Genomic DNA, 23,400 nt, shown 5'->3' with positions numbered 1-23,400 from the left:
ATAATAACCGCTATAGCGAAATTTCAGTGGATGATCATCAACATATCAGGGGATCGGGGAAATACAGCACCGATGGAGATGTTTCACACCGTATCTCAGGCAGTCAACATTTACAGACCGGAGATGCGTTGGTGGCTGAAAGCGGTCAGGAAACACACTTGAAAAGCGGCGGTAAAATGGTGTTGGAAGCAGCGTCGGAAATTACTTTAAAAGTCGGCGGTCATTTTATACGGATAACCCCCGGCGGTATTCTGACTTCGCCAAATTTATCAGTCGGGCAAGGTTCTGCCGGTACTGGCCGTGGGTTGTCTCTGCAACTGCCGGAAGGAGTCGCGCCTCTGCCGGGGGTTAAATTCCCTGCCAAACCGCTTTGTGCTGTGCTGGCTCAACAGGAAGCAAATTGGATTATTGATAATCCGGAGGATGAATGAACAAGTCAATAAATTGGCAACAATGGCTGAGTATCCCTAACAAACCATCGGTTTTCTTTATGCTCAATTCACTCGCGGAACCTAACCCGGCGGCGCTCTTTTATACCAACGATTGGGTAGAGCAGGCTTTCCCGCTATACAGCAATACACCGTTGGATCACATGCTGGCGCAAAGTCCCTGGCTGGTTCAGCCCAAGTCAGGCGGTCTGTCAACGATAGCTCATTGGCTTGATAGTCATACTCTGAGTGATAACAGCTGGGGTTGGGCTTACCGCAGTGATCAATCATGGATACAGCAGCTTAATCATTGGCGTTCGCGCCAGCAGGTGATTTTGCAAGAAAAACCGGTGATTTTTCGCAGTATGGACCCGCGTATCCTCAGTCAGTTATTACCGGCAATGATCTTCAGCGATTGGTCAGCATTTTTGACACCGGTGAGTGAGTTGATGATCAATATGCCAGAACCACAGATTTATTATCGGCCTGAAAATTGTGGTCAAGGAGGCAGTGAATTGCCCTTTACCTTAGGCAGTCATTTATTAGATGCCTGGCATCATTCCGATTACGCCCTGCAAGGGATGGCGTCTGCGATCAGTTATAATTGCTGGGAAAACCACGGTAAATTGGCTGAGAAACTGGATAAGCCAGAGGGACAATTAGTGGAACAAATTATCAATTGGCTAAAATACCGTTTAGCAAACGGGGATAATATTAGCAAGCTTACCTGTGTCGATTATTTACAAACACTGGCTGACGACTCCCCGTCCCAACTTTATTGAAAGCTGAGAGTTGATATCCTCCCCGCCCTAAAGCTGTCTTTCTTACACAAATCCCTTAGTCTATTCAAGGGATTTTTTTGGACTTTTGCTTGTATTGCTGATCTCAACAAAAAACAGTGATTGAGGTAACTTAAGACGTTTTCAGCCAACACCGAGCAATGGACAAAAGAGCTCTTTCAACATACTGAATTAAGCGATACGCGCCGTTCGAAACGTCCGATTCAGATTGCCAATTCGCTGACTAACCACATAGGACTGTCTCTCGTGCAATCTTTGAAATCCCCTACCGATATTGAAGCAACTTCAAAAAACTGACTAAAGAGCAGAAAGCCATCCTATTATCAGCCAGTAAATTACCCGCTGTTATACCGAAGAGATGTGATATCGGCAAAAAAATTGAAGCGCTGTTTCAACGGTCAGCTTAGTGAGCATGCGGGAAAGCTGATTAAGATCAACTTCAGTTTTGAACCCCTTAGCCAGTTCGGCAGCGAGGGCTTTAAGCTTCTTTTCGTCCATAATTTACTTGTCTGCGTTGTTGTAAGGAATATATCAAGAACAGGCAATTACACAATTTAAATTACAGACTCATAATAATTACTGATTCCTATCTTTACTTTTAATACCGTTATTATTTATTTTAGTTTAATTTTGACGCTATTCTTTTTGTTCATTTTTCATTCAAACCTAGGGTGCCTAATTTATATAATGATGTAATTTATTTTATTATTAATTAATAATTCTTCATTATATTTATGTACCTATTGTTGATTATTTTATTTTTCATCAACTAATTAAATTCCTTTTTAATCATGATGTTATATTTTTTCTAGAGTGGTTTTAATTTTACTCCAAATAAATCAAACACTTCTCATCAAAAAGATATTTAATTTTTATTTTGTTAAATTAATAGCTTATATAACTTATTATTTGCTAAAATTTGGATTTTTTTATTGAATTTCATTGATTATTCTTTGATTTAATTCTGCGTCAGTGTAACTGTGAAATTTTATTGACGTTATTAATATGAATAGGTATTATCAATGCATATGATTATTGGTTGATTGCTCTTTTGTTAAGTGTTCTTCTTTCTATAACAAAGAGTACAGGAGTTTATGAACTTCATTGGAATACATAATCTTAAAAATAAAACATTTCTAATGATGGAAATTATATATTTCTTCATGACTTATAGTATTTTTTTATTTTAAAATACCCTAAGGTATCATTTTAACATTAACTACAAATTGGTGAAATATGATGAATAAATCAGAGATTTTTTTTATTATTAAAAACATTTTGACGAAAGAATTAAATGTCAGTTCTCTTAATGACATAAGTGAATCAACATCATTACGTGATGAGCTTGGGCTAGATTCAATGACTACACTGACATTTTTAATGTCGCTAGAGGATAATGTTCCAAATTTTATGATTGATGCAAATACATTGGAAGCCAGCCATGTACAAAGTATTGGTTCTGTCTGTGATTATGTTTTAGAACGCCTAAATGGTGTATCATGACATGATTTACGTAAATCAAGTTTTCTGCGAAATAATGAATAAGAGATCTCTCAGAAAAGCTCCAAGAAACCGTTATTCCATATACCAGAAAGACTTGCATCGTATTTCTCAAGATGAATTAACTGATTCAACCTTATTAGAAGGTGATCAATACTCTTATACTGAATTAGGCGATTCTGTTCTTAAGAAAATGGAAAATTCTATTTTTTTAAGTGATGTTGATTTATCTATATTTGCCTATTGGACACCTGAGTTTGATCCGGATCATTCAGCTTTTGGTCCATATTTTATGGACCACTATAACCTTAAAGGATACTCATTCGACATTTGTGACAATGGAAGTTTGGTATCAACCACAGCTTTAGGTATTGCTGGAAATTATTTATCTAGTGGTAGTGCGAGTAAAATATTATTGTTAGGAATGGAGCAAAATACTATTCCTCGTAATATTTCTAACGGATTTCCAATACCAGAGCGATCTTGTGCTATTGCAGCCTTACTCACAACGGAAAAAAGCAATGAAAATAAATGGATATTATTAAAAACAGGGCAGGTAAGCGAATGGGAGTTGGCTGATGGTTTAGATGCCTTTGGCATGTTAAGAAATATATTGCATCAATTGCAGTTAGATGAAGAAGATACTATATTATTAACAGAGCGTACAGGTTATTTCTTTAAAAAAATACGTTTTCAAATGGAAACGAAAGATAGGAAAAGTTCAATCAAATTTGCTTTCTTCAAACCTGAAGTTACAGGAATGAATGCATTGTTACTTCTAGCGGATAAGACACTAACACCATTAAATAGAAGGACTATATTATTAGTAGAGCATGATATAGAAAGTTTAAGAATAGCATGGTCTGTCTTACAAAAAATTTAGGAATCTAATTATGTTTAATATCAGCTATCCATTCGAATCAAAGAAAGAACAACGCTTTCACTGGTTGATGGAACAATTAGCCCAAACAATTTTCTCTACATCAAACCAAATTGTTGTAAGAAACGGGTTTGCTGTAGTTTCAGAAGAACAATGGAAAAACTCAGAATTACGCTTTTTAGACGAAAAACAATATAGTTGGAAAGAAATAAATACTGTCACCGTCCTTCCTGTCTGTAATAGTATGAAGCGCCAGAGATTATTATTATGCAAATTGGAGGCAAAAGACGATGATATTGCTCCACAAGAGATAGCGAAAAAGTATGTTAACTATCAATGTGAAATGATAAGAATGCAGCTTATTTGGATTAAACGATGGATATCGATTTTACTTGATCATACAGCCCAGCGTAAGGTTGGCAATGTTTCTCTATTATCAATTTCCTCTATTCGTCTCCGTTTAGCGCAAGTTATACAGCGCCAATTATTATTGTTTCAATGTGTAGGAGACATAAAAGAAGAAATACCTTCACAGTTTGCTGAGCATGCAGCTGAAGAAATTGAGGAAATGGTTAATATCCTGATTAAAACAACAGGGGGAAGAGCTCTTCTGCAGCAAGGGTTGGTCGAAATGCAGCACATTTTTTCTGTTCTGAACCAAGTTTATCTGAGGGAATTCCATGGTTAATTTTGACGATTCTATTGCCTGCACGCACTATGGAAAAAAATGGTTAGAGTTAGCTCAACTATTTCGCTCTTTGTCTTTGAAGGTGTTAGATGATCGAGATACTGTATTATCACATCTTGACGCACCGCTTTTCGACCAACTTTATATGGATCGCAGTAGTAGCTGTCTGGAAAGGACAAAAATGTATGAGGTGCTTGCTTACGGAGACCCAAATGTCCTGCTGTCATGTCCAGGCCCATCTCTTTCCGGTATCATTGTACGAGAATTAGGCTCAACTGAACAACAAGACTATTTTTTTGAATATGTAGCTCAGCATAGAGCTCGTACCTGTATGGCAGTCACAGAGCCCAACAAAGGCTCTGATGCAGGAAATCCGTCTTCATTATTGAGTGATGATTTTGAACTTAACGCTGAAAAATGGCTAGTAGGTAATGGACACGATGCTACGATCGGAACAATGGTTGTCAGAACTGGAACGGGGCCATACAGTATCGGTGTAATTTTGTTGACACCTGAAACCCTCTCTCATCCTAATGTTTTTCGTCAGTTGCTACCTGTTGCTGGATTGCAAGGTGCAGGCTTAAGTCATCTATATTTTGACAAAATTCCTATCTCTGAAGAGCACATTTTAGGCTTGCACCGTAGACCATTAGAAAGAGGTATGCACGCAGTAATAAAAACTTTTTATCGTATGAGGCCTTGTGTATGTGCTATGGCTTTAGGTAGTGCTCAAGCACTACTTGATTTTGCCATATCGCGTATAAGTAATGTGAAAGCTCGAGAACTCCACTCCTCCTTACAGATTGAAATTAAAGCTATAAGAAATCTGAATTACCGTGCCGCCTTGAGAATAGATGATGACATATTAGATGGTGCAGCTGTTTCACTAGCCAAAGCTTGTGCTACCGAGTTTGTGGAAAAAGTTGTTCGTATCATGCCAAAGCTTGTGGGAACAGAGCTTTTTCTAACAGATATCTGGTTACAGAAGACAATTACTGACATTCAAGGATATGAATGGATGGAAGGAAGTCTGGATATGCAACGTCTAAATATTTTAGCTGGATCTATATAATTTATTGAATATTGGTAATTGATATGACAATGCAATCCATATTTCAGCGGAGACATTTTCAGCGATATCAGTGGTTGAAACTACTTAATGATCTTTGGAATACCGGCATTACACTTTGGGGCACCATGGTAGTTTCTGCCTCTGCTGTATTAATCAATATTAGCATTATTAGTCATAATTCACCTAATATGTTATATGTAATTGGATTATTCTTACCGCTGAATTATATGATGATGTCCATCCATGAAGGATTGCGTGTGCCTGTATTGAGGTATAGTTCACATTTAGGAAGTGCTAATTTTTCTCTACTAGGGCAACGGTTGTTATTGTTGTTTTTAGCTATGTTAGCACTGATGACAATACTCATATTCAATGTATGGTATTTTCGAAGTGATATTTCTTATTTGTTTCATATTGAACCTTCACAGCAAGATGAAGTAATGAATTTTATCATTCCTATGCTTTTTATTGGGATAATGATTGGTTTTGCCACGTTAATTCTATCCGCTTTATTTGGTCTTGGATTTAATCGTTGTGGAAGTTTACTGGGAATATCAGGTACAGTACTTAATATAGGTGCAACTTACTTAACTGAGATATATTTTCATCAGGGCTTACAAAGCCTGATTTGGGGGGCAACTTTTGGTAGCAGCTATCTTATTTTAGTAGGAAGTATTTTACTCTATCGTCAAGGCATGGTTATATCTTGGTTAGGAATGAGTGATCAAATTTTCCAAGTAATAAAAGATATATTTACTATGGCTTTACCCGTAATGGGTAGTTTCTCCCTTGTTTTTATTTTTTTATTTTCCTTTAATTATCTGGTGTCCTTTTATGATGTTCATGAAATAGCAGGATTTAGCATAGCTTTTCGTATACAGTCGTTTGTTATTTTGCCGGCTATTGCCTTAGGAACAGCTATGGCAATTCACTATAATAATTCTTTATCTAAACGGAATTTTGTCAGAGCTAACCAAGTATTTTTGATTGGTCTTAGTCTCACTGGTGTTATATATATATTTATTAGTGTTGCTGTATTCTTTTTGAAAGTTTGGTTAGTTAAGATTTTTACTTTAGATGAATTGATTACTGTGGCTGCTTTACGATATTTAAATTGTTTATCTCCATCTTATTTTGGCTTAGGCATAGTATTGGGATTAATGACTGCTTTAGAGCAGATTGGTCAAGGATTACGTGTACTACTTATCAATATCACTTTGTATTCTCTGGAGATTGGAATAGCTGCATTACTCGGATTAAAGCAAGAAGATGCTACGCGATTGTATCTGACTATTGCTATTTTTAATTGGATTTCTGTACTTTACACTTTTAGCATTTTTAATAAAAAAAGTGATTTTAATATTAAATGCTCTCCCGGTGATATACACTCTTAATTAATTTAATTGTCAGGATTATTACATGAAATATAATTTGGTTGAGATTATTAGAGATGCTGAAATGGCATATCCCCAAAAAACAGCTTTAATTTTCAACAATCAGAATTATACTTATAAAGATATATGGAGGAAAATATGTGCTATTGCAGCAGGTATGAGGCTGAATGGACTACAGCAAGGAGACAAAGTAGTAATTTGTTTAGGAAATCATATAAACTCTATAGCTATATTTTTTGCTGCACAAAAATTAGGGGCCTGTCCATCTATCATAGCATTTGATACACCAGAAGAAAAAATTAAATTTATTTTAAACAATAGTGGAGCTAGTTTTTTCTTCACTTCTTCAAAGATTGCAGAAACATTAATAAAATATGATCATTTATATTTTTCAAATATTAATTTGATTGTTGATAAAGTTGAACATATATGTTCTGAAAATAATTTAATTAATTTTGATGATTTTATTTCTGATCCAATTTCTGAAGCTAATATTCCACTTCAGGCAATTAGTGTTGATTTGGCTTCTATTATTTATACTTCAGGTTCCACTGGTGAACCAAAAGGAGTTATGTTAAGTCACCAAAATATGATGGCAGCTACACGGTCTCTGGTAAATTATTTAGAGTACCGCCATGATGATACGATAATGGCAGTATTGCCAATTGCTTTTGATTACGGATTATATCAGATAATTTTAGCATTTTTTGTTGGGGGAACAGTGGTACTTGAGTCAAATAATACACCTCCACCGGTAGTATTAAGGCATATTCAACAGTACCGTTGCACAATTATGCCAGGGCTATCATCACTGTATAGTTTACTTGATATTTATGCTAGTAAAGGTTCTTTTGATTTGAGTTCTATACGTCTTGTCTCCAATACAGGTATGGCTTTGCGTAAGCAGCATGTGTCAATGATTAAAAGATTATTCCCTACAGCCAAAATATTTTCTATGTATGGACTAACAGAATGTAAACGTTGTACATATCTTCCTCCAGATGATCTAGACCGCAAACCAGATAGCGTAGGGATTGCTATCCCAAATACTCAAATTATGGTGGTAAATGATAATAATCAACCCTGTGCAGTAGGCGAAATTGGACAATTATTAATTCGCGGAGAAACCGTAATGCAAGGATATTGGCGTAATTCCGAAGCAACAGAAAAAAGAATTGGTATACATCCTATTTATGGAGATCGTTGTCTATATTCTGGTGACTACGGTTGGTTAGATGAAGAGGGATATTTTTATTTCGTTGGTCGTATGGACGAAGTTGCAAAAGTCCGTGGTCGCAAGGTGATTTTCAGTGAAATTGAAAAAGTTTTATTTGGTCATAATTCTATTATAGAAGCCGCAGTTATTGTACATTCTGATGAAGAAAGTCCTGAAGATAATATTATTGCTTTTGTGGCAACTCAGACACAAGAAAAACTATTGGAGTCTGATTTGAAAAATTTTTGTTCTAATTTACTAGAATCATACCAAATACCAAATATTTTTATACAACTGCCTCAATTACCCAAAAACGCAAATGGAAAGTTTGATAAGCATCAACTGCGTCAAAGATACCAATCTATAGTTCAGGAGCGGTTCGCATGAAACATCATCATGTGATATTAGCATCTTGTGCTATTGTGGCAGTTATTTTTGCAGGAATTTCTATCAATTTGTTTGCTGTTCAGAGTTTTAATCATACTGAGAAAAAAGATATCAAAATACCTGTTGCACAAAAAGGACCACAACCCGTTTGGGTTGAAACAGCACAAGTCATTTCAACGAATTGGCAAGATAGAAAAAGTGTTATTGCTACAGTTAAGTCAATACGCTATCTCCCTGTTCGAGCTGAAATATCTGGAACCATTTTGCAAATTGCACCTGCCGGAGGGCAGGTGCCAATCAATGGGGTATTGTATCATTTTGACGATCGCGTTGAGCGTTTCCAGCTTAAGGAAAAAGAGGCTCACTTAGATATGACCCAGAAAAATACCAAGCGTGCCGATTTGCTGGTGAATAAGGCAATTTCACAGGCTGCTCAACAAGCTGAACACGTTAACTTAGCTCATGCTATCAGTGAAGTAGAAAAATTTAAAAATACATTGCATAAAATGATGGTTACAGCTCCATTTGCTGGAGTTGCTAGTTTACATGATTTAACGCCAGGGCAGTTGATTCAGGAAGGCCAAACGTTATTTTCATTTTATGATCCAAATGATTTATATGTTGAATTTAATATCCCTGAAACTGATATTGGAACTCTGTCACCTGGCGTCCAGATTAATGTAAATGATACTGTCGCTGGTTTTACTGGTATAGCTAACATTACACTGGTCAATACTGAAGTTAATCCTATCAACAGAACTCTAACGTTACGAGCTAAATTGGAAAAAGGTAATTTTCGTCATGGTGCTAGCGTTCGGGTGACTTATCCCGCGAGCGCTCCTCAGATGACGCTAGTGATACCCAAAGTTGCTGTGCGTTACAGTGCCTATGGGCAATCAGTATTTGTAGTAAAAGATAATCGAGTCCAGATTCGCTCTATTGTTACTGGAGACGATAATGAAGGCGTTGTTCAAGTAAGGAAAGGGTTAGAAAAAGGTGAATTAGTAGTGACAGCCGGACAAATGCGTCTATACCCAGATGCGCCTATTCGTCAGGAAACTCACCAATGAAAATTATCGGTCTTTTTTTACGTCGTTCAATCATAGTAACAACATTTAGTGGTTTGTTGTTTATTGCTGGCTTATTTTCTTTAGGATATCTACCAGTGGGCCTTTATCCAAGTGTAGATGCAGATGCAATTAGTGTCAGTACTTTTTATCCAGGTGCTTCGGCAGATCTAATGGATGGGCGTGTTACGTCAGAAGTATTATCGTCAGTATCTGGAATTGATGATATTAACTACGTCACCAGCACTTCAGAAACTGGGCGCAGCAAGGTAGTATTGCATTTGGCAATTGGTAGTGATACTCAAAAAGTATTGACTAATATCATGGAACGAGTCAATACCATATCTCATTTTCCAGATGATATGGATCCACCGCAAATCTCCCGCCAAGAAGCAGAACGAATTCCTGATTTCGCATTATCATTTACTAGTGAAACAATGCAAGCTGCACAGGTATCGGACTTTTTGCACCGAGTTGTTAAACCACGCTTAGAATCTTTAAAAGGAGTGGGGAATGTAGAAATACTGGGTAGTGAATATGCAATGAGAATTTGGTTAGATCCAGAACGTATGGAACGCCACGGTGTAACCGCAATAGATATCAGTAAAAGTTTAAAATTGGAGAATGCTCAAGCAAATGGAGGCGCTTTACATGATAGTAAATTACGTTTTCAACTTGTGCCAGAAACAGGACTTTCAACAATAAGTGATTTTGCTAATTTATCTATTATGACTGCAACAAATATATCTCCGGTTCGCCTAAAGGATGTAGCTGACATAGAATTAGGAGGCAGCCAGCCGGAAATTAAATCTATTTTTAACGGCAAGCCTGCCACCATAGTATTGATCAACTGGCAACGAGGTAGTAATCCCTTATTAGCTGCTGATGATATATATAGAACCATAGAGGAATTGAAATCCAGTTTCCCTTATGATTTACAGGCTAACGTGCTTATCGATAGCAGTGAATATATTGGCGGTGCGGTGCATGAAGTTTTCATCACTATTTTACTCACTTGCTGCGCTGTTACCCTAGTAATATTTTTGGGAGCTGGAACATTACGAGCTGTTGCGATCCCAGTTATTGCCATTCCACTCTCTTTGGTGGGTGTGTGCTTAGTGATTTATTTGTGTGGTTTTTCAATTAATACACTGACCTTACTAGCAATGGTTCTAGCGACAGGGCTGGTAGTTGACGATGCCATAATTGTGTTAGACATAGCTCTGCATCGAATACGCATGGGAGACACTCCTTATCAAGCTGCATTAAAAGGAGGGAATGAAATTGCTATATCTCTAATAACCATGACCTTAACTCTAGCAATCGTATATTTGCCATTAGCATTTATTGGTGGAATTGTAGGCAAGTTATTTTCTGAATTTGCAGTGACTCTTGCTGGAGCTGTAATCATCTCTGGGATATTAGCACTTAGCCTAACTCCTGTCATGTGCGCACGTATGCTATCGACAAATCATCAACATTCACTAATGGTGAGACGAGTGGAAAAGATGTTTGCTAGCTTCCGTCGTAGTTATGAACGCGTTTTAATTCGAATAATGAAAACTGGAAATTTCCCACTATGGCTATGGGGAACTACGTTAGCCGGTGTAACCATTCTGTTCATTATATTACCTCACGCGCTAGCTCCCAAAGAAGATCAAGGTAGCCTAATGGTAATTGCAGAAGGCCCAAGTGTCATTGGAACAGACTATATTGAGCAACACACACCCACATTAGAGAATATTTATAGTACCTTGCCAGAAATAGCTAATTTTAACTACGTCATAGGAGTACCAAAAGACAATCAGCTGCTTTCATTTGTTCGATTAATTAATTGGTCCGAACGTCAACGTTCAACAATACAATTACAACCTGAACTGCAAAATATTTTAACTAAAATCCCAGCTCTACAGTCGGTAGTAATCTTGCCTTCTTCCTTGCCAGGTGTCGGAGGATTACCTTTCCAATTTGTGCTCAAACATGAAGATAAAGATTACGCTAATCTAGATGCGCTTAGTGATTTAATGCTACGTGAAATGCGTGCTAGTGGTATGTTTCTATTTTTGAAAAAAGATTTGAAATATGATACTCCGCAGATTCACATACGACTAGATCGTGAACAACTGGCGAAAGTAGGAATTTCCGCTTCAGATGTTGGTTATAGTATGAATTTGGCATACGCCAATACTAAACTACAACCTTTCATTTATGAAGGACGGACCTATAACGTCATCATGGCCTTGAAAAAAACTGAACGAGCTGCGATACAATCACTATTAGATCTACAAGTGCGAAGTTTAGATGGCAATCTTATCAGACTAGGAAGTCTGGTGACTCAGAATCCTGAAGTAGGTCCTGAATCTCTAAATACGTTCCAAAAACAGGCTGCTGTGACACTACAAGGTGTGTTAGCCCCGGGAGTAGGGCAATCAGAAGCAACAGAGTTTGCTCTTCAACTACTCCACAATCTCAAGTCACAAGGAGTGTCATACGACCTATCAGGAGAAACACGACAAAGCAAAGAAGAAGGACAACGTTTACTAGTAACTTTTGCTATAGCATTAGTAGGTATTTATTGTCTATTAGCATTACAACTTACTAATTATCTGGGGCCACTCATTGTTTTACTGGGCAGCATTCCTTTTTCAGTACTAGGTGCATTACTAGCGTTATTTTGGTTTGATGTACCGCTTGATATGTTTACACAAGTTGGCATGCTAACTTTAGTTGGGTTGATCAGTAAACAAGGAATTTTAATGGTGCAAGCTACTGATAACTTGCACAAGAAAGGTGGTATTAGTATTTACTACGCAACAGTGCGAGCATCTGCGTCTCGCTTACGTGCAATTGTTCTAACTACGCTGACCATGATATTGGGAGCCTTACCTCTTTTATTTGCCAGCGGTCCAGCGGCAGAATCCCGTTTTGAACTGGGTCTAGTGATTATCATGGGAATGTTAGTAGGTTCATGTCTCACCCTTTTCCTGCTGCCTTCGCTTTATATCTTTGTACACAAAAAAACGAATGGAGCCACATCGTGAGTCTAATAATCAATGACATTGGTGTTTATTTGCCAGAACAGAAAATTGGATTGGAGCGAGTTCCTATTGAGCCTCAATTATCTGAAGATGCAATCAAGATATATCAGCGTTTTTATGGATTAAATCGCATAGTTATCAGTAATATATCTCTGGAAGAGATGATGTATCGTGCAGCTCAAGATGCGCTGACACGTAATGGTATAGCAATAGAATCTATTACTTTACTTATTCATGCGCATACTGCTCCAGAAACTTGGACTTATCCAAATAATTTGTTGTCGAGGCTGAACCGACGATTGGGACTGCGTAATGCAACTTGCTTCTCCATTCATTCGAATAACTGTGCTTCTAATCTCAATGGATTGCAGGTAATTCAAAATCATCTAATTGGAAACGGTGGTCAAGGTTATGCATTATTGCTGACAGCTGACCTAACTTTTAGCGGTATTCTACAACAAATTCCCAATACTACGTTGTGTGGCGATGCTGCTACAGCTTGCATAATTAGTCTGGGAGGTGATGGGGCCAAAATGAAAGCCTTAGAGATTGATTACTACGGACAACATTCTAAGGGTTCTTGGCAAACCGCAGAAGAGCAAGTGCAATTTGAAACCAGCTATGCTGGACGCTTGGCTAATGTAATGGAGCGCTGTTTAAAACAATCTAATTTGTCTTGGGAACATATACGTTGGGTTTTTCCCCATAATGTGAACTTGATTTCATGGCGTGATGTAACCCAAAAAATCGCGTTACCTCTGGACAAAGTTTATTTGGATAAATTACCTGAATTAGGTCACTGTTTTGGGGCAGATATCTTTATCAACTGGAGTTTTGCTAGAGATACACTGCGATTAGGAGATTATGTAATGGTTGCCACTGTAGGATTAGGGGCAGTATTCGGTGCTGCTATTTTTCAATTAGTTAAAGAGGACATTGAATCATGAGAGTTTTTGAACACTTAGGTGAATGGCTGCATGATAGCGCACTGAAATATGCAGATTACCAAGCGTTATCTATTAATAATGATGTATATAGTTACCGTGAGCTACATGAGTTAGCATCCCTTCTGGCCCGAGGATTCTCTCTTTCACAAGGAAAATATTGTGCTTTGCTTGGAAGAAGAAATGTAGGAATCTTAGCAGGTGTTGTAGCTTCATTATGTTACGGTAAGACTTATTTGCCATTAAACGAAGACGAGACTCCTGAAGGTCTGAGTTTATTATCTAAAATTACTGATTTTGATTTATTAGTGACTTGCACTGAGGAGCAAAAGTTATTGCACGATTTATTGAAACACATAGATAAACCGTTAGTAATAATTTTGTCAGATAGTAAACAACGTCCGAATTGGTGTAATGATTATCCAAAACACTATTTTCTCGCACATGCTGATTTAGCTAGGATTCCTGCTGCACAAATGAAAACGGATAATCCTGATGCATATTTGATGTTTACATCAGGTAGTACAGGTAATCCTAAAGGGGTTGAGGTTGCACATACTAATGTTACACGCTATGTATCCAATACCATAGCGCTGTATCAACCAACCTGCGCTGATCGTTTTTCTCAAATTTGTCCTCTGAGCTTTGATGTTTCCGTCCACGATCTATTTGTTCCTTGGACTATTGGAGCATCGACTCATGTTTTTGATGCCAAAAACAGTTTAATGCTTAGAGGGTTTGTTCGAGATAAACATCTGACATTTTGGGCATCAGTGCCTTCTATTATTCTATACTTTCAACGCTCACGGCAATTGGAACCAGGTTCTTTTCCTCACTTACGCCAATCGCTATTTTGTGGAGAACCTTTACTACAGAGCATGGCTGAAAGTTGGCATCTGGCTGCACCTGCATCACATATTGATAACATTTATGGGCCAACGGAAGCAACAGTTGCAGTTTGTGGTTATCGCTGGAGCTCTGAGCCAACAGTAACTAATGAATTGATTGTTCCAATCGGGGCTCCTTATCCCGGCACAAAATTAAAGATTGGACGCCCACGTCAAAACGAGAAAGATATAGAAGAAGGTGAATTATGGATCGGCGGTGAGCAAGTGGTTAGTGGTTACTTATCAAGTAATTCTATACAGGCTAATAACTTCGAATACGATGGTAGTTGTTATTGGTATCGTACTGGAGACTGGGTTAAGCGTGACAGTGATGGGATATTCCATTTTTTAGGACGTTGTGATGATCAACTGAAAGTCAATGGCCAACGTTTGGAGCGTTTGGAAATCGAGTCAATGTTGAGTAAAGCAATAGGGGTGGATGATATCGCTGTTATTGGCTGGCCAATTATAGAAGGGAACTGTGTTGAAGGATTAGTATTTTTTATTTCTTGGCATGAAAAATCTAATCTAGAGCTGCGTAAAATATGCCAGCAATTTATGCCCAAAAGTATGTGGCCAACAAGATTGGTGATAGGGGCTATTCCCAAAAATCGTAATGGAAAAACAGACTATAAACAACTAAAGAAAAAGCTTTCTGAAGGCAGAGTATCTTCTTAACGGTCTAGTACTTAACTTATGGAATAAAAATTTAATAAAAAAATCAGCATCCATTAATTACATACTTTAAGATGCAGGTTTGATATGTAAATTATTTATTTTAAATAATATAATTATGAGATTAAAAACCTGCATCTTCACTCTGAAAAGGTATAGACAAAAGTAAAAACATTTCTTGATGGAATTAAATTTTCGCTATAGCGCAGGAAATATAAATAAAATGAATAGAGTCTATGATTTAATAAGAAAGAAATTGTATAAATTTGGTAAAAAAACATTAATAGAAAATTATTTTCTTGAATGAAATTTGGTCACTTTACTAAGCAATGGTAATAAATTGGAGGTTTATTTAAATGCCAAACGGAATTAATGATATATTTCACATCATTGGTAGTGGAGTAATACATTACAATTGGCCATCTTCATTAGGGACTATTTCCGCTACTCTTTGGTATCCTGCATATGCTGAGAGTGGTATCGTAAAGCGATACCGAAATATATTACATGCAAAATCGGAAGAAAATGCGATCCCTATGGGTACAAACTGGCCATTAATAATAATTTCTCATGGGTCCGGTGGTTCACGTTTTGATCAATCATACCTTGCCGAGTTTTTATCAACACAAGGTTTTGCTGTGTTAGCAGTGGATCATCAAGATATTCAGGATGCCAGGTATAGTTGGATGAATTTGACAACCAGGCCTCGACGTTTAGTATACGCATATGATGCACTACTCTTAGAAGCTTTAAGTGAGAGAATAAATTTTTCGCACCCATTAGTGATGGGCCATTCCGCTGGAGCGTATGATGCATTAGTGATGTGCGGTTGTCAGCCCTGTTTTGAACTGGAGCCAGAGTTTTCACCAGTACTAAATGAACTATCATGTTTTGAAGTTGAGCAATGTTTAGTTAAGGGTATTTGTGCTGTAATCTTACTGGCCCCAGCTTTATCAAATTTGTTTCTTGCTAGTACCCTAAATGAAATGCTTTTACCTACTTTAATTTTATCCGGTGAAAGAGATACTATGAAGTTGCTTGGATCACCATCTGATTACGCAACGCACTTACCTCATGTTGAACATCATATCCTATTTGGAGCTGGTCACTACGCTTTTATTTATGAATTCTCTCCTTTATTAAAAGCATTAAATTCAGTCGTTAGTGGTGGTGATTATGTACCAAGAAAAGAATTACACTATAAAATAATGAACTATATTTCAGCTTTTATAACCTCTTTTAACACAAAGGATATTATATCTTTGCCAATGGAGCCTATTCATGTTTAATCCTGTTAATCACTATCGACAGCATACTGAGGTGACATCATCAGCAGCATATTCATCTCAGCTTGATGATTTACCTAATGATGTGGAAGAGTTAATTTCTATCGTTCAGAATTTATTAATTCACTACCAGACAGACAAAGACAAGCTTAATCCCAACATCATTTCTACACGTAATATAGAAATAGACAGCCGCTGTGTTTCACTGATACTAAAAAAACTTTTGTTACTTGATGATTCAGAATTTTTAAAACCTCGACCTCCAGAAAAACGTCTATTATCTACTTGTAGGGATTTTTCTGTTTTATTATGCTCCTTTATGCGACATAAAAATATTCCAGCAAGAGTCCGTTATGGATTTGCTCATTATCAGTATATAGATAAATGTCCGATGCATGATCATACTTTAGTAGAATATTGGAACGGTACTAGATGGTTATATGCCGAAAGTCGATTAAATGTTCTTCCTAAGCCATTATTAAATGTTAATCCATCAGATTTTCCTCAACATTTATTCTTTAGTGGAGCAGAAATATGGAGGCATATCCGACAGGGAACAATGGATGAACGTATTTTCAGTGGATATCGATTTGATGACGGATATGGGCAGTGGACAGTACGTAATTTATTCTTTTTAGACTTGGCTTCACTGGCTGGGTATGAACCATTGATATGGGATAGTTGGGGAATATTGCTGGAAGAAGAGCCTGGAGCGAGAGTGATAGATGTGCAGCAACTAGACTTTTTGGATCGTATGGCATTGTTGGATCCTTGCTTACCAGATGAGTGTAATGAACTAATTACGTCTTTTAATAGCTACAACGGACTGAGCTATCAAGGAAAAGTTCATAGTTTTAGCCCGGTATCCGGTGCTTATTGTGTCGATTTACATGCTGAATGGAGTAAATAATTCATATGATGACATTAGATACACTTACTAGCTATGTACCTCAAAAGAGGCTTAAAGTTGAAATGGAATACCAACGCTTAGGTTTAACCCAAAATGAGGCGAGGGTGTTTAGTCGTATGTACGAATTAACTCATTGTCCGGTAGAGGAAGGCAGCGAAGAAGAAATGCTGCTAAAACCCTGCAGGGAATTGTTTCAACAAGTTCCCCACATTAAGCAAGAAGTCGTACTGCTGATTTATGCTCATACAGGGACTATAAGTAGTGTGTGGGGTCAAAATATGGCCTCATTACTTGTTCGGCGTCTACAACTACCTAATGCTGTTGCTATAGGAACTAGCAGCAACAATTGTGTATCCATATTTTCCGCACTCTCTTTAGCAAAATATTATTTACAGAATGCGCTTCCTAATAGTAAAGCTCTGATCGTAGTCGGGGAAATTGCTGACAGTTTTGAGCTTAGAGTAGTTCCTAATGTAGCGGTAATAGGTGATGCCGCCGCCGCCGCCTTGCTCTCTCTGAACGGTCAAGGTTCAAGCATTCTTGCACATTCTATACATACTTATCCAAGATATTCTCAAGGTATTTGGTTACCAACTAATTCTGATGCTTATCGAGATTTCACAGCAAATTATCAACTCAGATTACAATCTGTGATTCAAGATGTATTACAGCAGTCGGATATGACGATAGATGAAATATCGTATATCATTCCACATAATGTGAATATTTTGATATGGCGTCGAGCAGCAAAGTTTATGAATATTCCTATAGAGAAGATATTTCTTAAAAACATTAGTGAAATAGCACATTGTTTTGGTGCCGATATGCTTATTAATTTACATACACTGAAAAATAGTGGAACATTACATTCAGGAGATAAAATTTTGCTGATTTCTGCCGGAGTAGGTGGTCTATTTGGTGCATCTTTATTGCTTTATTCGTGATTAACTACTTCTGGATGTAAAAGCTGTAGGCTATAGTTAACTATATATGGATATATCTTTTTTTTAATCAAATATATGTATTCTTATTTCTATGTAAATAAATGGTGGGGTATGATTTTAAAAATACCAGAAATTAACTCTATTTATAAGAATTTTATAATTCTGTTGATGGATTACATATACTAACGCTATCTTTTTCTAATGTAAGGTAAATTATGAATATAGAAAATGGAATGACACAGAAAAGTTTATCGATGAAAATCGCAGAAACATTTTCCATTAAAGACGATTGTCTGGAAATAGGAGGAATACCATTAACCAGACTGGAAACTCAAATAGGACAGACTCCTTTTTTTGCCTATTCTAGAAAACATATTGATCAGCAAGTACGTCTATTACGTAAATATTTACCTGAAAAAATTAGTATTCATTATGCAATTAAAGCAAACCCTTTTGTACCACTTATTCACCACTTATCCCAAAAAGTTGAAGGGTTTGATGTTGCATCTGCGAATGAAATGGCATTGGCGCTAAATACAGGGATTTCTCCTGAAGATATTAGTTTTGCAGGGCCGGGTAAAACAGATGCAGAATTAAAAAGAGCAATTTCCGCACAGGTATTGTTAAATGTCGAGTCGTTAAATGAGTTACGGCGAATTCAAATATTGTCTGAAAAACTTGGTTTGTGTGCACGTATTTCTTTACGTATAAACCCTGATTATAATCTTAACTCCTCTGGCATGAAGATGGGAGGTGGACCACGCCAATTTGGTATGGATGTAGTTTATGTACCTGATGCACTGATGTTTATACGTGATTGTCCAAATTCCCTGGTTTTTGAAGGATTTCAAATTTACCCTGGCTCACAAAATTTACGTGCAGAGCATTTGATTGAAGCTCAAAATAAGGCTCTTGATTTAGTAATTGAATTATCACGTCTTGTTCCATCTCCAATACGTCGTTTTAATCTAGGAGGTGGTTTTGGAGTCCCTTACTTTCAGGGAGACACTGAACTAAATATTGCTGAAGTTGGCAATGCGATGCACAAACTGGTAGAACGTGCAAAAAAATTCCTACCTGAAACGGAAATTATTTTGGAGTTAGGTCGTTATTTAGTTGCTTCATCTGGAATTTATGTGACTAAAATTGTTGAACGTAAGATCTCCCACGATATGGTTTTTTTAGTTACAGATGGTGGAATGAATCACCACCTATCTGCATCAGGAAATCTGGGGCAACTAATAAGAAGAAACTATCCTGTAATCATTGGTAACAAAATTAAAGGAAAGAAACGTGAAATAGTAAATATAGTTGGTCCACTCTGTACTCCACTAGATATTCTTGTTCATCAAGGAGATATGCCAGTAGCAATTCCGGGGGATTTAGTGGTAATTTTTCAATCTGGTGCTTATGGTTTAAGCGCAAGTCCGAATAATTTTCTAAGCCAAATAAATGCAGTAGAAGTATTAGTTTAATGGTACCAATACATTTTGTTGGTTATTTTACAAACGTTGTTTTTAGATTTATTATATAATTTTTTGGGGGGAAACCCCCAAAATTATATATTGGGTAAATTCCGTGATGCTTTTCAATATATGCACCAATGAGTTTTCCATGGATTTCTATTGGGTGTGAATAACAAATTGTCCTTCTTGCCAATCTCTTGATATGTGTTCGTCGATTGAAATTATACCGCTCTATGCATAGGTGAAAATTAGTCCCACAAAATGTGCTTTTCTGGAACTAATTTCTTTGGCATAACTCCCCGTCCCAAAGGTTTATTGAAAGCTGAGAGAGAAACAGCAATACAATCAACAGCACAATCAATAACGTAATCAGTAACACCATCATCATGTCCCCGTAAAAACGGGGAGCATTTCTACTTCAACTATCATCATAAAACCTGAATCCGGTTTATCCCCATCAATTCAAGGAACGCTGGCCCTTTATGCCTGCTACCTTTCCGGATGACGGTTGATCCCCGTAAATTACGGGGAACAAGTCGTAACAAATGGTGATAGTTCTGTATTTAGCGGTTTACCCCCGTAGAAACAGGGAACAAGTCTATCTCTTGCCAGCTAAAACGCTAGCTGTTCGGTTTATCCCCGTCAATAACAGGGAACACGCTTCCAACCCCAAAACACAACAGTATCAGTTCGGTTCACCCCCGTATAGACACAAGGAACACCGCCTACTACCGACTATATCACTGTTACTGTCCGGTTTATCCCCATTGAGGCAAGGAGCATCAGGAAAGCCGATTATCAGCGTCATTTTCACACGGTTCATCCCCGTTAATACCATACAGGGAACACATTTTTGGCTTTACAGCTATTTGGAGCACTGCTAGGTCCATCCCCGTCAGTACAGGGAACATTTAGCGAACATAGTAAAGCATCACTCATGCCGCGGTTTATCCCCACAAATGCAGGGAACACTTAAATTCTCTCTTTGACGAGATATATCGAGTTTGGTTCACCCCAGTAACAGTCAGGAACGCCCACTAACACGATATCCTATCACTAATTATAGCGGTCCCATTAAACACAGGGAACATATTCTTTCTGGTTAAAATGTATACCAAAATTCAGGTTCATCCCCACAGACGTGAGGAACACGGTAATTGTTTTATCCATATTTCCGTAAGTAGTGACTACGCCCTACTCCACAGAATGATATTAATTAGCAATATCACTTTTTACCATGCTTTTGAAATGTAACACAAACACTTAACAACTGCGAATGTGCCACCTTTAACATCAATATCCCAATACGACAAAGAATATTGCATTTCTAGCTCCGACAAAAATAAATTTCCATTACACTGCTCTGATTAACATCAATCCGCATCCCATCGCTTTAGCACGACCAAAGCCTTTTGCATACTGTGACAAATATAGCTCATCGTCGGTCACCGTCAGAATCCCTTGGAAATCAATACTGGAAAATTGTATTTTTTGCCCCTGCCTTTTTACACTTCGATGCTGGGTATAACCTTCAACATCCAGTAAATCGTCAAACTGAATGCCCCACTGCTGCATACGACGACTATTCAACAGCCAATTACGGGCAGCATCATCCATCCTGGCTTTTATTTTCCCCTGATCCGTTTCACCTTGCTGCCTTGCCAAAAACTTAGCATGCATCAAGACATCATGACGCTGACGTTTTCCAGAAGGATTGGTAATACAGATTGTTGGATTAACGCGTAATTTGAAAGCTAAACGTTGCCCCGCCTTCAATTGAGGATAAAATGCTTTCGTTTCCACCTCAAACAATGGTGACTGAGTTTGAGGTGATGTTTTAGATAAAACATAGAATACGGGTAATCCCATTATTCCAAGTTCTTCCCGAAATAGAAATTGACGTTTTTCGTCTGTTGAAAACAATTTCCATAACAATTGATGAGAAGTATAAACGCCATTCGCACCCAGTTTTGCTAATATATTTGCTGTTTGACTCGATTGCCGAAGCACAATTTTAGACAAATACATCAACACCCTCCTCGACAGAAAGTTGATACATAGTACGTTGCCGGAATTGCCAACGCGCCCGGTTAATCGGCTCATCCCAAGGATGGCTGATTAAGATATTTGAAGAGATCATTTCATCTTTATTTCCCTCCCAAAAATAAGTCACAATACCATTTGCTCCTAGCCATAATTTATCCTCTCTATCAGAATGCATCAGCGGTGGAAAAGGGATATCCAACGCTGTTTTTAATGCTGATGACGTAATGAGTTTAGGGCAGAGAGGTAAAGCAAGCGGGCAAGATTTACGTCCAAGATGCAAGATAAATACGGGTTTAAGTAAAGCATCCCGTAATTGTTCAAGCGTAAAACCAGTGTGTTCAGTTAATGTAATAGCAACGATCCAAATACCGTCACAACGATAATCACGATTAGACAGAATGGTATTCAGTTTATCTGACTTTAATTCACTTTTACGGTTATGATGAACCACACTCTTACTGTGCGTCGGCACTTGCGTCGTATGATAATCACGCATTAAAGAGCCAGGAACGGTCTGCTTAATTGCAACTAACACACTTTTTTGTAATCTTTCTAATTCAGACTCATCATCTCGTCGAATACCTAACGCAGCTCCTAATAACCCCAAAATCGCAGAGCGGCCCGGATACAATTCCGTTGGCCTCTCCCCCCCAACAGCAGGTTGGCCCCAACTTGCCATCGGGCCATATAATCGGAAGACTAAATATGCTTTCATTCCGCCCCCATTACTGCACAACAAATTCAAGCAGCTCGGTCAAAGTTCCTTCCCCCGTGAATGTGTTGAATTTATAGCGGGCATCGGCACAAGTACCGTAAACCTGATCAATATTGTACATTTGGCTTTCCAATGCATTAATTGCCGATGGTCCCTGATCGTTGTCATTAATAGGTTTTAAAAATGCAACAGATAAAGAACGAGGTTGTTGTTCGCCTTTCTCAGCGAGAGCAAAACTGGCATAAGCGCGAGAAGCAAAACTATTTTGTTTACCCGTAGGCGATACTTTCACAGCGGCTTCTGTTAACGCTTTAATTGCTTTATTAGCAAGGGTTTCATCGCCATCCAAATTTTTTATTAATTGCGTTTTATTAATGCAGATATAACTGTAGAACAGCGCCGCGGCAAAACCCAATTCCCCTATATGAGCCGACCCGGTGTCTTCCTTACCATCATTTAAATCATCCACCGCCGTAAAATAATCATCTTCAATAACCACACTATGCACACTAATAGCATGAGCGACCTGACAGGCGGCCTCGACGTTAAATGCAGGACTTGAAGCTAACATCCGACCAAACAAAGCAATATCCACCGCAATTTGCTTAGTCTTTAATAAATTAAGCTCTTCGGCTGTTGGCCCCCGGTTTTCTTCCACCAGCACTTTAATCAACGACATGACAGATCGTTGCTCTGCCGGGCTGATATGTGCCAACTGTTCAATTTCTAAAGCATCTTTTTTCATTTTTCCAAAAACACCGGCAATCGTTGTAGCCAATGCTTTAGCGGATTTTTCTGTCACTCCAGCATTGACCAAAGCGTCAAATATCTTGATACCAAATCGTTTGGTGCGAATACCAATATTCTCTGATAGCACCTGTTCAAATAATTCAGAAGTACGCCAGTGGCGTTTTAAACTTTGAGAACTCACGCGTAAACGTTCAAAACCGCCCATTCTCGCTGTTTTAGGCCGGCCTAAATCATCACGATTAAGGTTAGATGGCGCATAGGAAGTTAATAAGTGTAATTGAATAAACTGACTCATAATAATCATCCT

General features: G+C 37.8%; 19 protein-coding genes and 3 pseudogenes. 17 read left to right on the top strand and 5 right to left on the bottom strand.

Going from position 1 to position 23,400, the window contains the following annotated elements; genetic code table 11:
• From EAE91_RS16350 to EAE91_RS25040, 3 genes and pseudogenes are all read left to right on the top strand, one after another.
• Window positions 1-431 (top strand): annotated as a pseudogene (locus EAE91_RS16350) (type VI secretion system tip protein VgrG); the annotation flags it as partial.
• Window positions 428-1,210, top strand: a complete 783-nt coding sequence (locus EAE91_RS16345; RefSeq protein WP_214089427.1) for a DUF4123 domain-containing protein — start codon at window positions 428-430, stop codon at window positions 1,208-1,210. The pseudogene EAE91_RS16350 and the gene EAE91_RS16345, both read left to right, overlap by 4 nt.
• Before the next feature lie 213 nt (window positions 1,211-1,423).
• Window positions 1,424-1,525: pseudogene (locus EAE91_RS25040) on the top strand (hypothetical protein); the annotation flags it as partial.
• A gap of 48 nt (window positions 1,526-1,573) precedes the next feature.
• On the opposite strand, the gene EAE91_RS16335 reads toward EAE91_RS25040, so the two are convergent.
• Window positions 1,574-1,726 (bottom strand): hypothetical protein, encoded by a 153-nt coding sequence (locus EAE91_RS16335; protein ID WP_422615663.1) that lies wholly within the window; start codon window positions 1,724-1,726, stop codon window positions 1,574-1,576.
• A gap of 741 nt (window positions 1,727-2,467) precedes the next feature.
• Here EAE91_RS16335 and EAE91_RS16330 point away from each other — a divergent pair.
• From EAE91_RS16330 to EAE91_RS16265, 14 genes are all read left to right on the top strand, one after another.
• The gene (locus EAE91_RS16330) at window positions 2,468-2,731 is read left to right on the top strand and encodes an acyl carrier protein (protein WP_214089426.1); all 264 of its coding nucleotides are present in this window, start codon (window positions 2,468-2,470) and stop codon (window positions 2,729-2,731) included.
• A gap of 34 nt (window positions 2,732-2,765) precedes the next feature.
• Entirely contained in the window at window positions 2,766-3,611 is an 846-nt protein-coding gene (locus EAE91_RS16325) for a hypothetical protein (RefSeq protein ID WP_244868879.1), read from the top strand.
• Between the two features lie 10 nt (window positions 3,612-3,621).
• Window positions 3,622-4,296, top strand: a complete 675-nt coding sequence (locus tag EAE91_RS16320; RefSeq protein WP_214089424.1) for a hypothetical protein — start codon at window positions 3,622-3,624, stop codon at window positions 4,294-4,296.
• Entirely contained in the window at window positions 4,289-5,368 is a 1,080-nt protein-coding gene (locus tag EAE91_RS16315; RefSeq protein WP_214089423.1) for an acyl-CoA dehydrogenase family protein, read from the top strand. The genes EAE91_RS16320 and EAE91_RS16315 overlap by 8 nt, the downstream gene beginning before the upstream one ends.
• Before the next feature lie 23 nt (window positions 5,369-5,391).
• A complete protein-coding gene (locus EAE91_RS16310) occupies window positions 5,392-6,762 on the top strand; it encodes an MATE family efflux transporter (RefSeq protein WP_214089422.1) in 1,371 nt (456 codons plus the stop codon).
• Between the two features lie 25 nt (window positions 6,763-6,787).
• A complete protein-coding gene (locus tag EAE91_RS16305; protein WP_214089421.1) occupies window positions 6,788-8,365 on the top strand; it encodes a class I adenylate-forming enzyme family protein in 1,578 nt (525 codons plus the stop codon).
• Window positions 8,362-9,435: an efflux RND transporter periplasmic adaptor subunit gene (locus EAE91_RS16300; RefSeq protein WP_214089420.1), complete on the top strand. Its 1,074-nt coding sequence runs from the start codon at window positions 8,362-8,364 to the stop codon at window positions 9,433-9,435. The genes EAE91_RS16305 and EAE91_RS16300 overlap by 4 nt, the downstream gene beginning before the upstream one ends.
• Window positions 9,432-12,473, top strand: a complete 3,042-nt coding sequence (locus EAE91_RS16295; protein ID WP_214089419.1) for an efflux RND transporter permease subunit — start codon at window positions 9,432-9,434, stop codon at window positions 12,471-12,473. The genes EAE91_RS16300 and EAE91_RS16295 overlap by 4 nt, the downstream gene beginning before the upstream one ends.
• Window positions 12,470-13,417 carry a ketoacyl-ACP synthase III family protein gene (locus tag EAE91_RS16290; protein WP_214089418.1) on the top strand — a complete coding sequence of 316 codons (948 nt, stop codon included), beginning with the start codon at window positions 12,470-12,472 and terminating at the stop codon, window positions 13,415-13,417. The genes EAE91_RS16295 and EAE91_RS16290 overlap by 4 nt, the downstream gene beginning before the upstream one ends.
• Window positions 13,414-14,979, top strand: a complete 1,566-nt coding sequence (locus EAE91_RS16285; protein ID WP_214089417.1) for an AMP-binding protein — start codon at window positions 13,414-13,416, stop codon at window positions 14,977-14,979. Before EAE91_RS16290 ends, EAE91_RS16285 begins: the two co-directional genes overlap by 4 nt.
• Window positions 14,980-15,332: 353 nt before the next feature.
• Complete coding sequence (locus tag EAE91_RS16280; RefSeq protein ID WP_214089416.1) at window positions 15,333-16,265, top strand: alpha/beta hydrolase family protein; 933 nt, start codon at window positions 15,333-15,335, stop codon at window positions 16,263-16,265.
• Entirely contained in the window at window positions 16,258-17,172 is a 915-nt protein-coding gene (locus tag EAE91_RS16275) for a transglutaminase domain-containing protein (RefSeq protein ID WP_214089415.1), read from the top strand. The genes EAE91_RS16280 and EAE91_RS16275 overlap by 8 nt, the downstream gene beginning before the upstream one ends.
• Window positions 17,173-17,177: 5 nt before the next feature.
• Window positions 17,178-18,116, top strand: coding sequence for a ketoacyl-ACP synthase III family protein (locus tag EAE91_RS16270; protein ID WP_214089414.1), 939 nt, complete (start codon window positions 17,178-17,180; stop codon window positions 18,114-18,116).
• Between the two features lie 215 nt (window positions 18,117-18,331).
• The gene (locus EAE91_RS16265) at window positions 18,332-19,591 is read left to right on the top strand and encodes a pyridoxal-dependent decarboxylase, exosortase A system-associated (RefSeq protein ID WP_214089413.1); all 1,260 of its coding nucleotides are present in this window, start codon (window positions 18,332-18,334) and stop codon (window positions 19,589-19,591) included.
• A gap of 22 nt (window positions 19,592-19,613) precedes the next feature.
• Here the strand turns inward: EAE91_RS16265 and EAE91_RS24310 are convergent.
• The 4 genes and pseudogenes from EAE91_RS24310 to cas7e all read right to left on the bottom strand — a co-directional run.
• Window positions 19,614-19,882 (bottom strand): annotated as a pseudogene (locus EAE91_RS24310) (IS1 family transposase); the annotation flags it as partial.
• Between the two features lie 1,053 nt (window positions 19,883-20,935).
• A complete protein-coding gene (gene cas6e, locus EAE91_RS16255) occupies window positions 20,936-21,610 on the bottom strand; it encodes a type I-E CRISPR-associated protein Cas6/Cse3/CasE (protein ID WP_214089412.1) in 675 nt (224 codons plus the stop codon).
• The gene (cas5e, locus tag EAE91_RS16250; RefSeq protein WP_214089411.1) at window positions 21,597-22,343 is read right to left on the bottom strand and encodes a type I-E CRISPR-associated protein Cas5/CasD; all 747 of its coding nucleotides are present in this window, start codon (window positions 22,341-22,343) and stop codon (window positions 21,597-21,599) included. The genes cas6e and cas5e overlap by 14 nt, the downstream gene beginning before the upstream one ends.
• A 10-nt stretch (window positions 22,344-22,353) precedes the next feature.
• Window positions 22,354-23,388 carry a type I-E CRISPR-associated protein Cas7/Cse4/CasC gene (gene cas7e / locus EAE91_RS16245; protein WP_214089410.1) on the bottom strand — a complete coding sequence of 345 codons (1,035 nt, stop codon included), beginning with the start codon at window positions 23,386-23,388 and terminating at the stop codon, window positions 22,354-22,356.
• Window positions 23,389-23,400: the final 12 nt, after the last annotated feature.

The sequence above is a fragment of the Photorhabdus noenieputensis genome, assembly GCF_018448935.1.
In the GTDB taxonomy this organism is placed as follows: Bacteria; Pseudomonadota; Gammaproteobacteria; order Enterobacterales; family Enterobacteriaceae; genus Photorhabdus; species Photorhabdus noenieputensis.
The sequence above is the reverse complement of the archived record's forward strand: the minus strand, read 5'-3'. Positions and strand labels throughout refer to the sequence as shown.

Bases quoted from the DNA above. Each gene is read 5' to 3' on its own strand.
- EAE91_RS16295 (WP_214089419.1), top strand. From the start codon at position 9,432: ATGAAAATTATCGGTCTTTTTTTACGTCGTTCAATCATAGTAACAACA.
- EAE91_RS16275 (WP_214089415.1), top strand. From the start codon at position 16,258: ATGTTTAATCCTGTTAATCACTATCGACAGCATACTGAGGTGACATCA.
- cas7e (WP_214089410.1), bottom strand. From the start codon at position 23,388: ATGAGTCAGTTTATTCAATTACACTTATTAACTTCCTATGCGCCATCT.
- cas6e (WP_214089412.1), bottom strand. From the start codon at position 21,610: ATGTATTTGTCTAAAATTGTGCTTCGGCAATCGAGTCAAACAGCAAAT.
- EAE91_RS16315 (WP_214089423.1), top strand. From the start codon at position 4,289: ATGGTTAATTTTGACGATTCTATTGCCTGCACGCACTATGGAAAAAAA.
- EAE91_RS16280 (WP_214089416.1), top strand. From the start codon at position 15,333: ATGCCAAACGGAATTAATGATATATTTCACATCATTGGTAGTGGAGTA.
- EAE91_RS16325 (WP_244868879.1), top strand. From the start codon at position 2,766: ATGAATAAGAGATCTCTCAGAAAAGCTCCAAGAAACCGTTATTCCATA.
- EAE91_RS16310 (WP_214089422.1), top strand. From the start codon at position 5,392: ATGACAATGCAATCCATATTTCAGCGGAGACATTTTCAGCGATATCAG.
- EAE91_RS16335 (WP_422615663.1), bottom strand. From the start codon at position 1,726: ATGGACGAAAAGAAGCTTAAAGCCCTCGCTGCCGAACTGGCTAAGGGG.
- EAE91_RS16285 (WP_214089417.1), top strand. From the start codon at position 13,414: ATGAGAGTTTTTGAACACTTAGGTGAATGGCTGCATGATAGCGCACTG.
- EAE91_RS16345 (WP_214089427.1), top strand. From the start codon at position 428: ATGAACAAGTCAATAAATTGGCAACAATGGCTGAGTATCCCTAACAAA.
- EAE91_RS16300 (WP_214089420.1), top strand. From the start codon at position 8,362: ATGAAACATCATCATGTGATATTAGCATCTTGTGCTATTGTGGCAGTT.
- EAE91_RS16330 (WP_214089426.1), top strand. From the start codon at position 2,468: ATGAATAAATCAGAGATTTTTTTTATTATTAAAAACATTTTGACGAAA.
- EAE91_RS16265 (WP_214089413.1), top strand. From the start codon at position 18,332: ATGAATATAGAAAATGGAATGACACAGAAAAGTTTATCGATGAAAATC.
- EAE91_RS16305 (WP_214089421.1), top strand. From the start codon at position 6,788: ATGAAATATAATTTGGTTGAGATTATTAGAGATGCTGAAATGGCATAT.
- EAE91_RS16270 (WP_214089414.1), top strand. From the start codon at position 17,178: ATGATGACATTAGATACACTTACTAGCTATGTACCTCAAAAGAGGCTT.
- cas5e (WP_214089411.1), bottom strand. From the start codon at position 22,343: ATGAAAGCATATTTAGTCTTCCGATTATATGGCCCGATGGCAAGTTGG.
- EAE91_RS16320 (WP_214089424.1), top strand. From the start codon at position 3,622: ATGTTTAATATCAGCTATCCATTCGAATCAAAGAAAGAACAACGCTTT.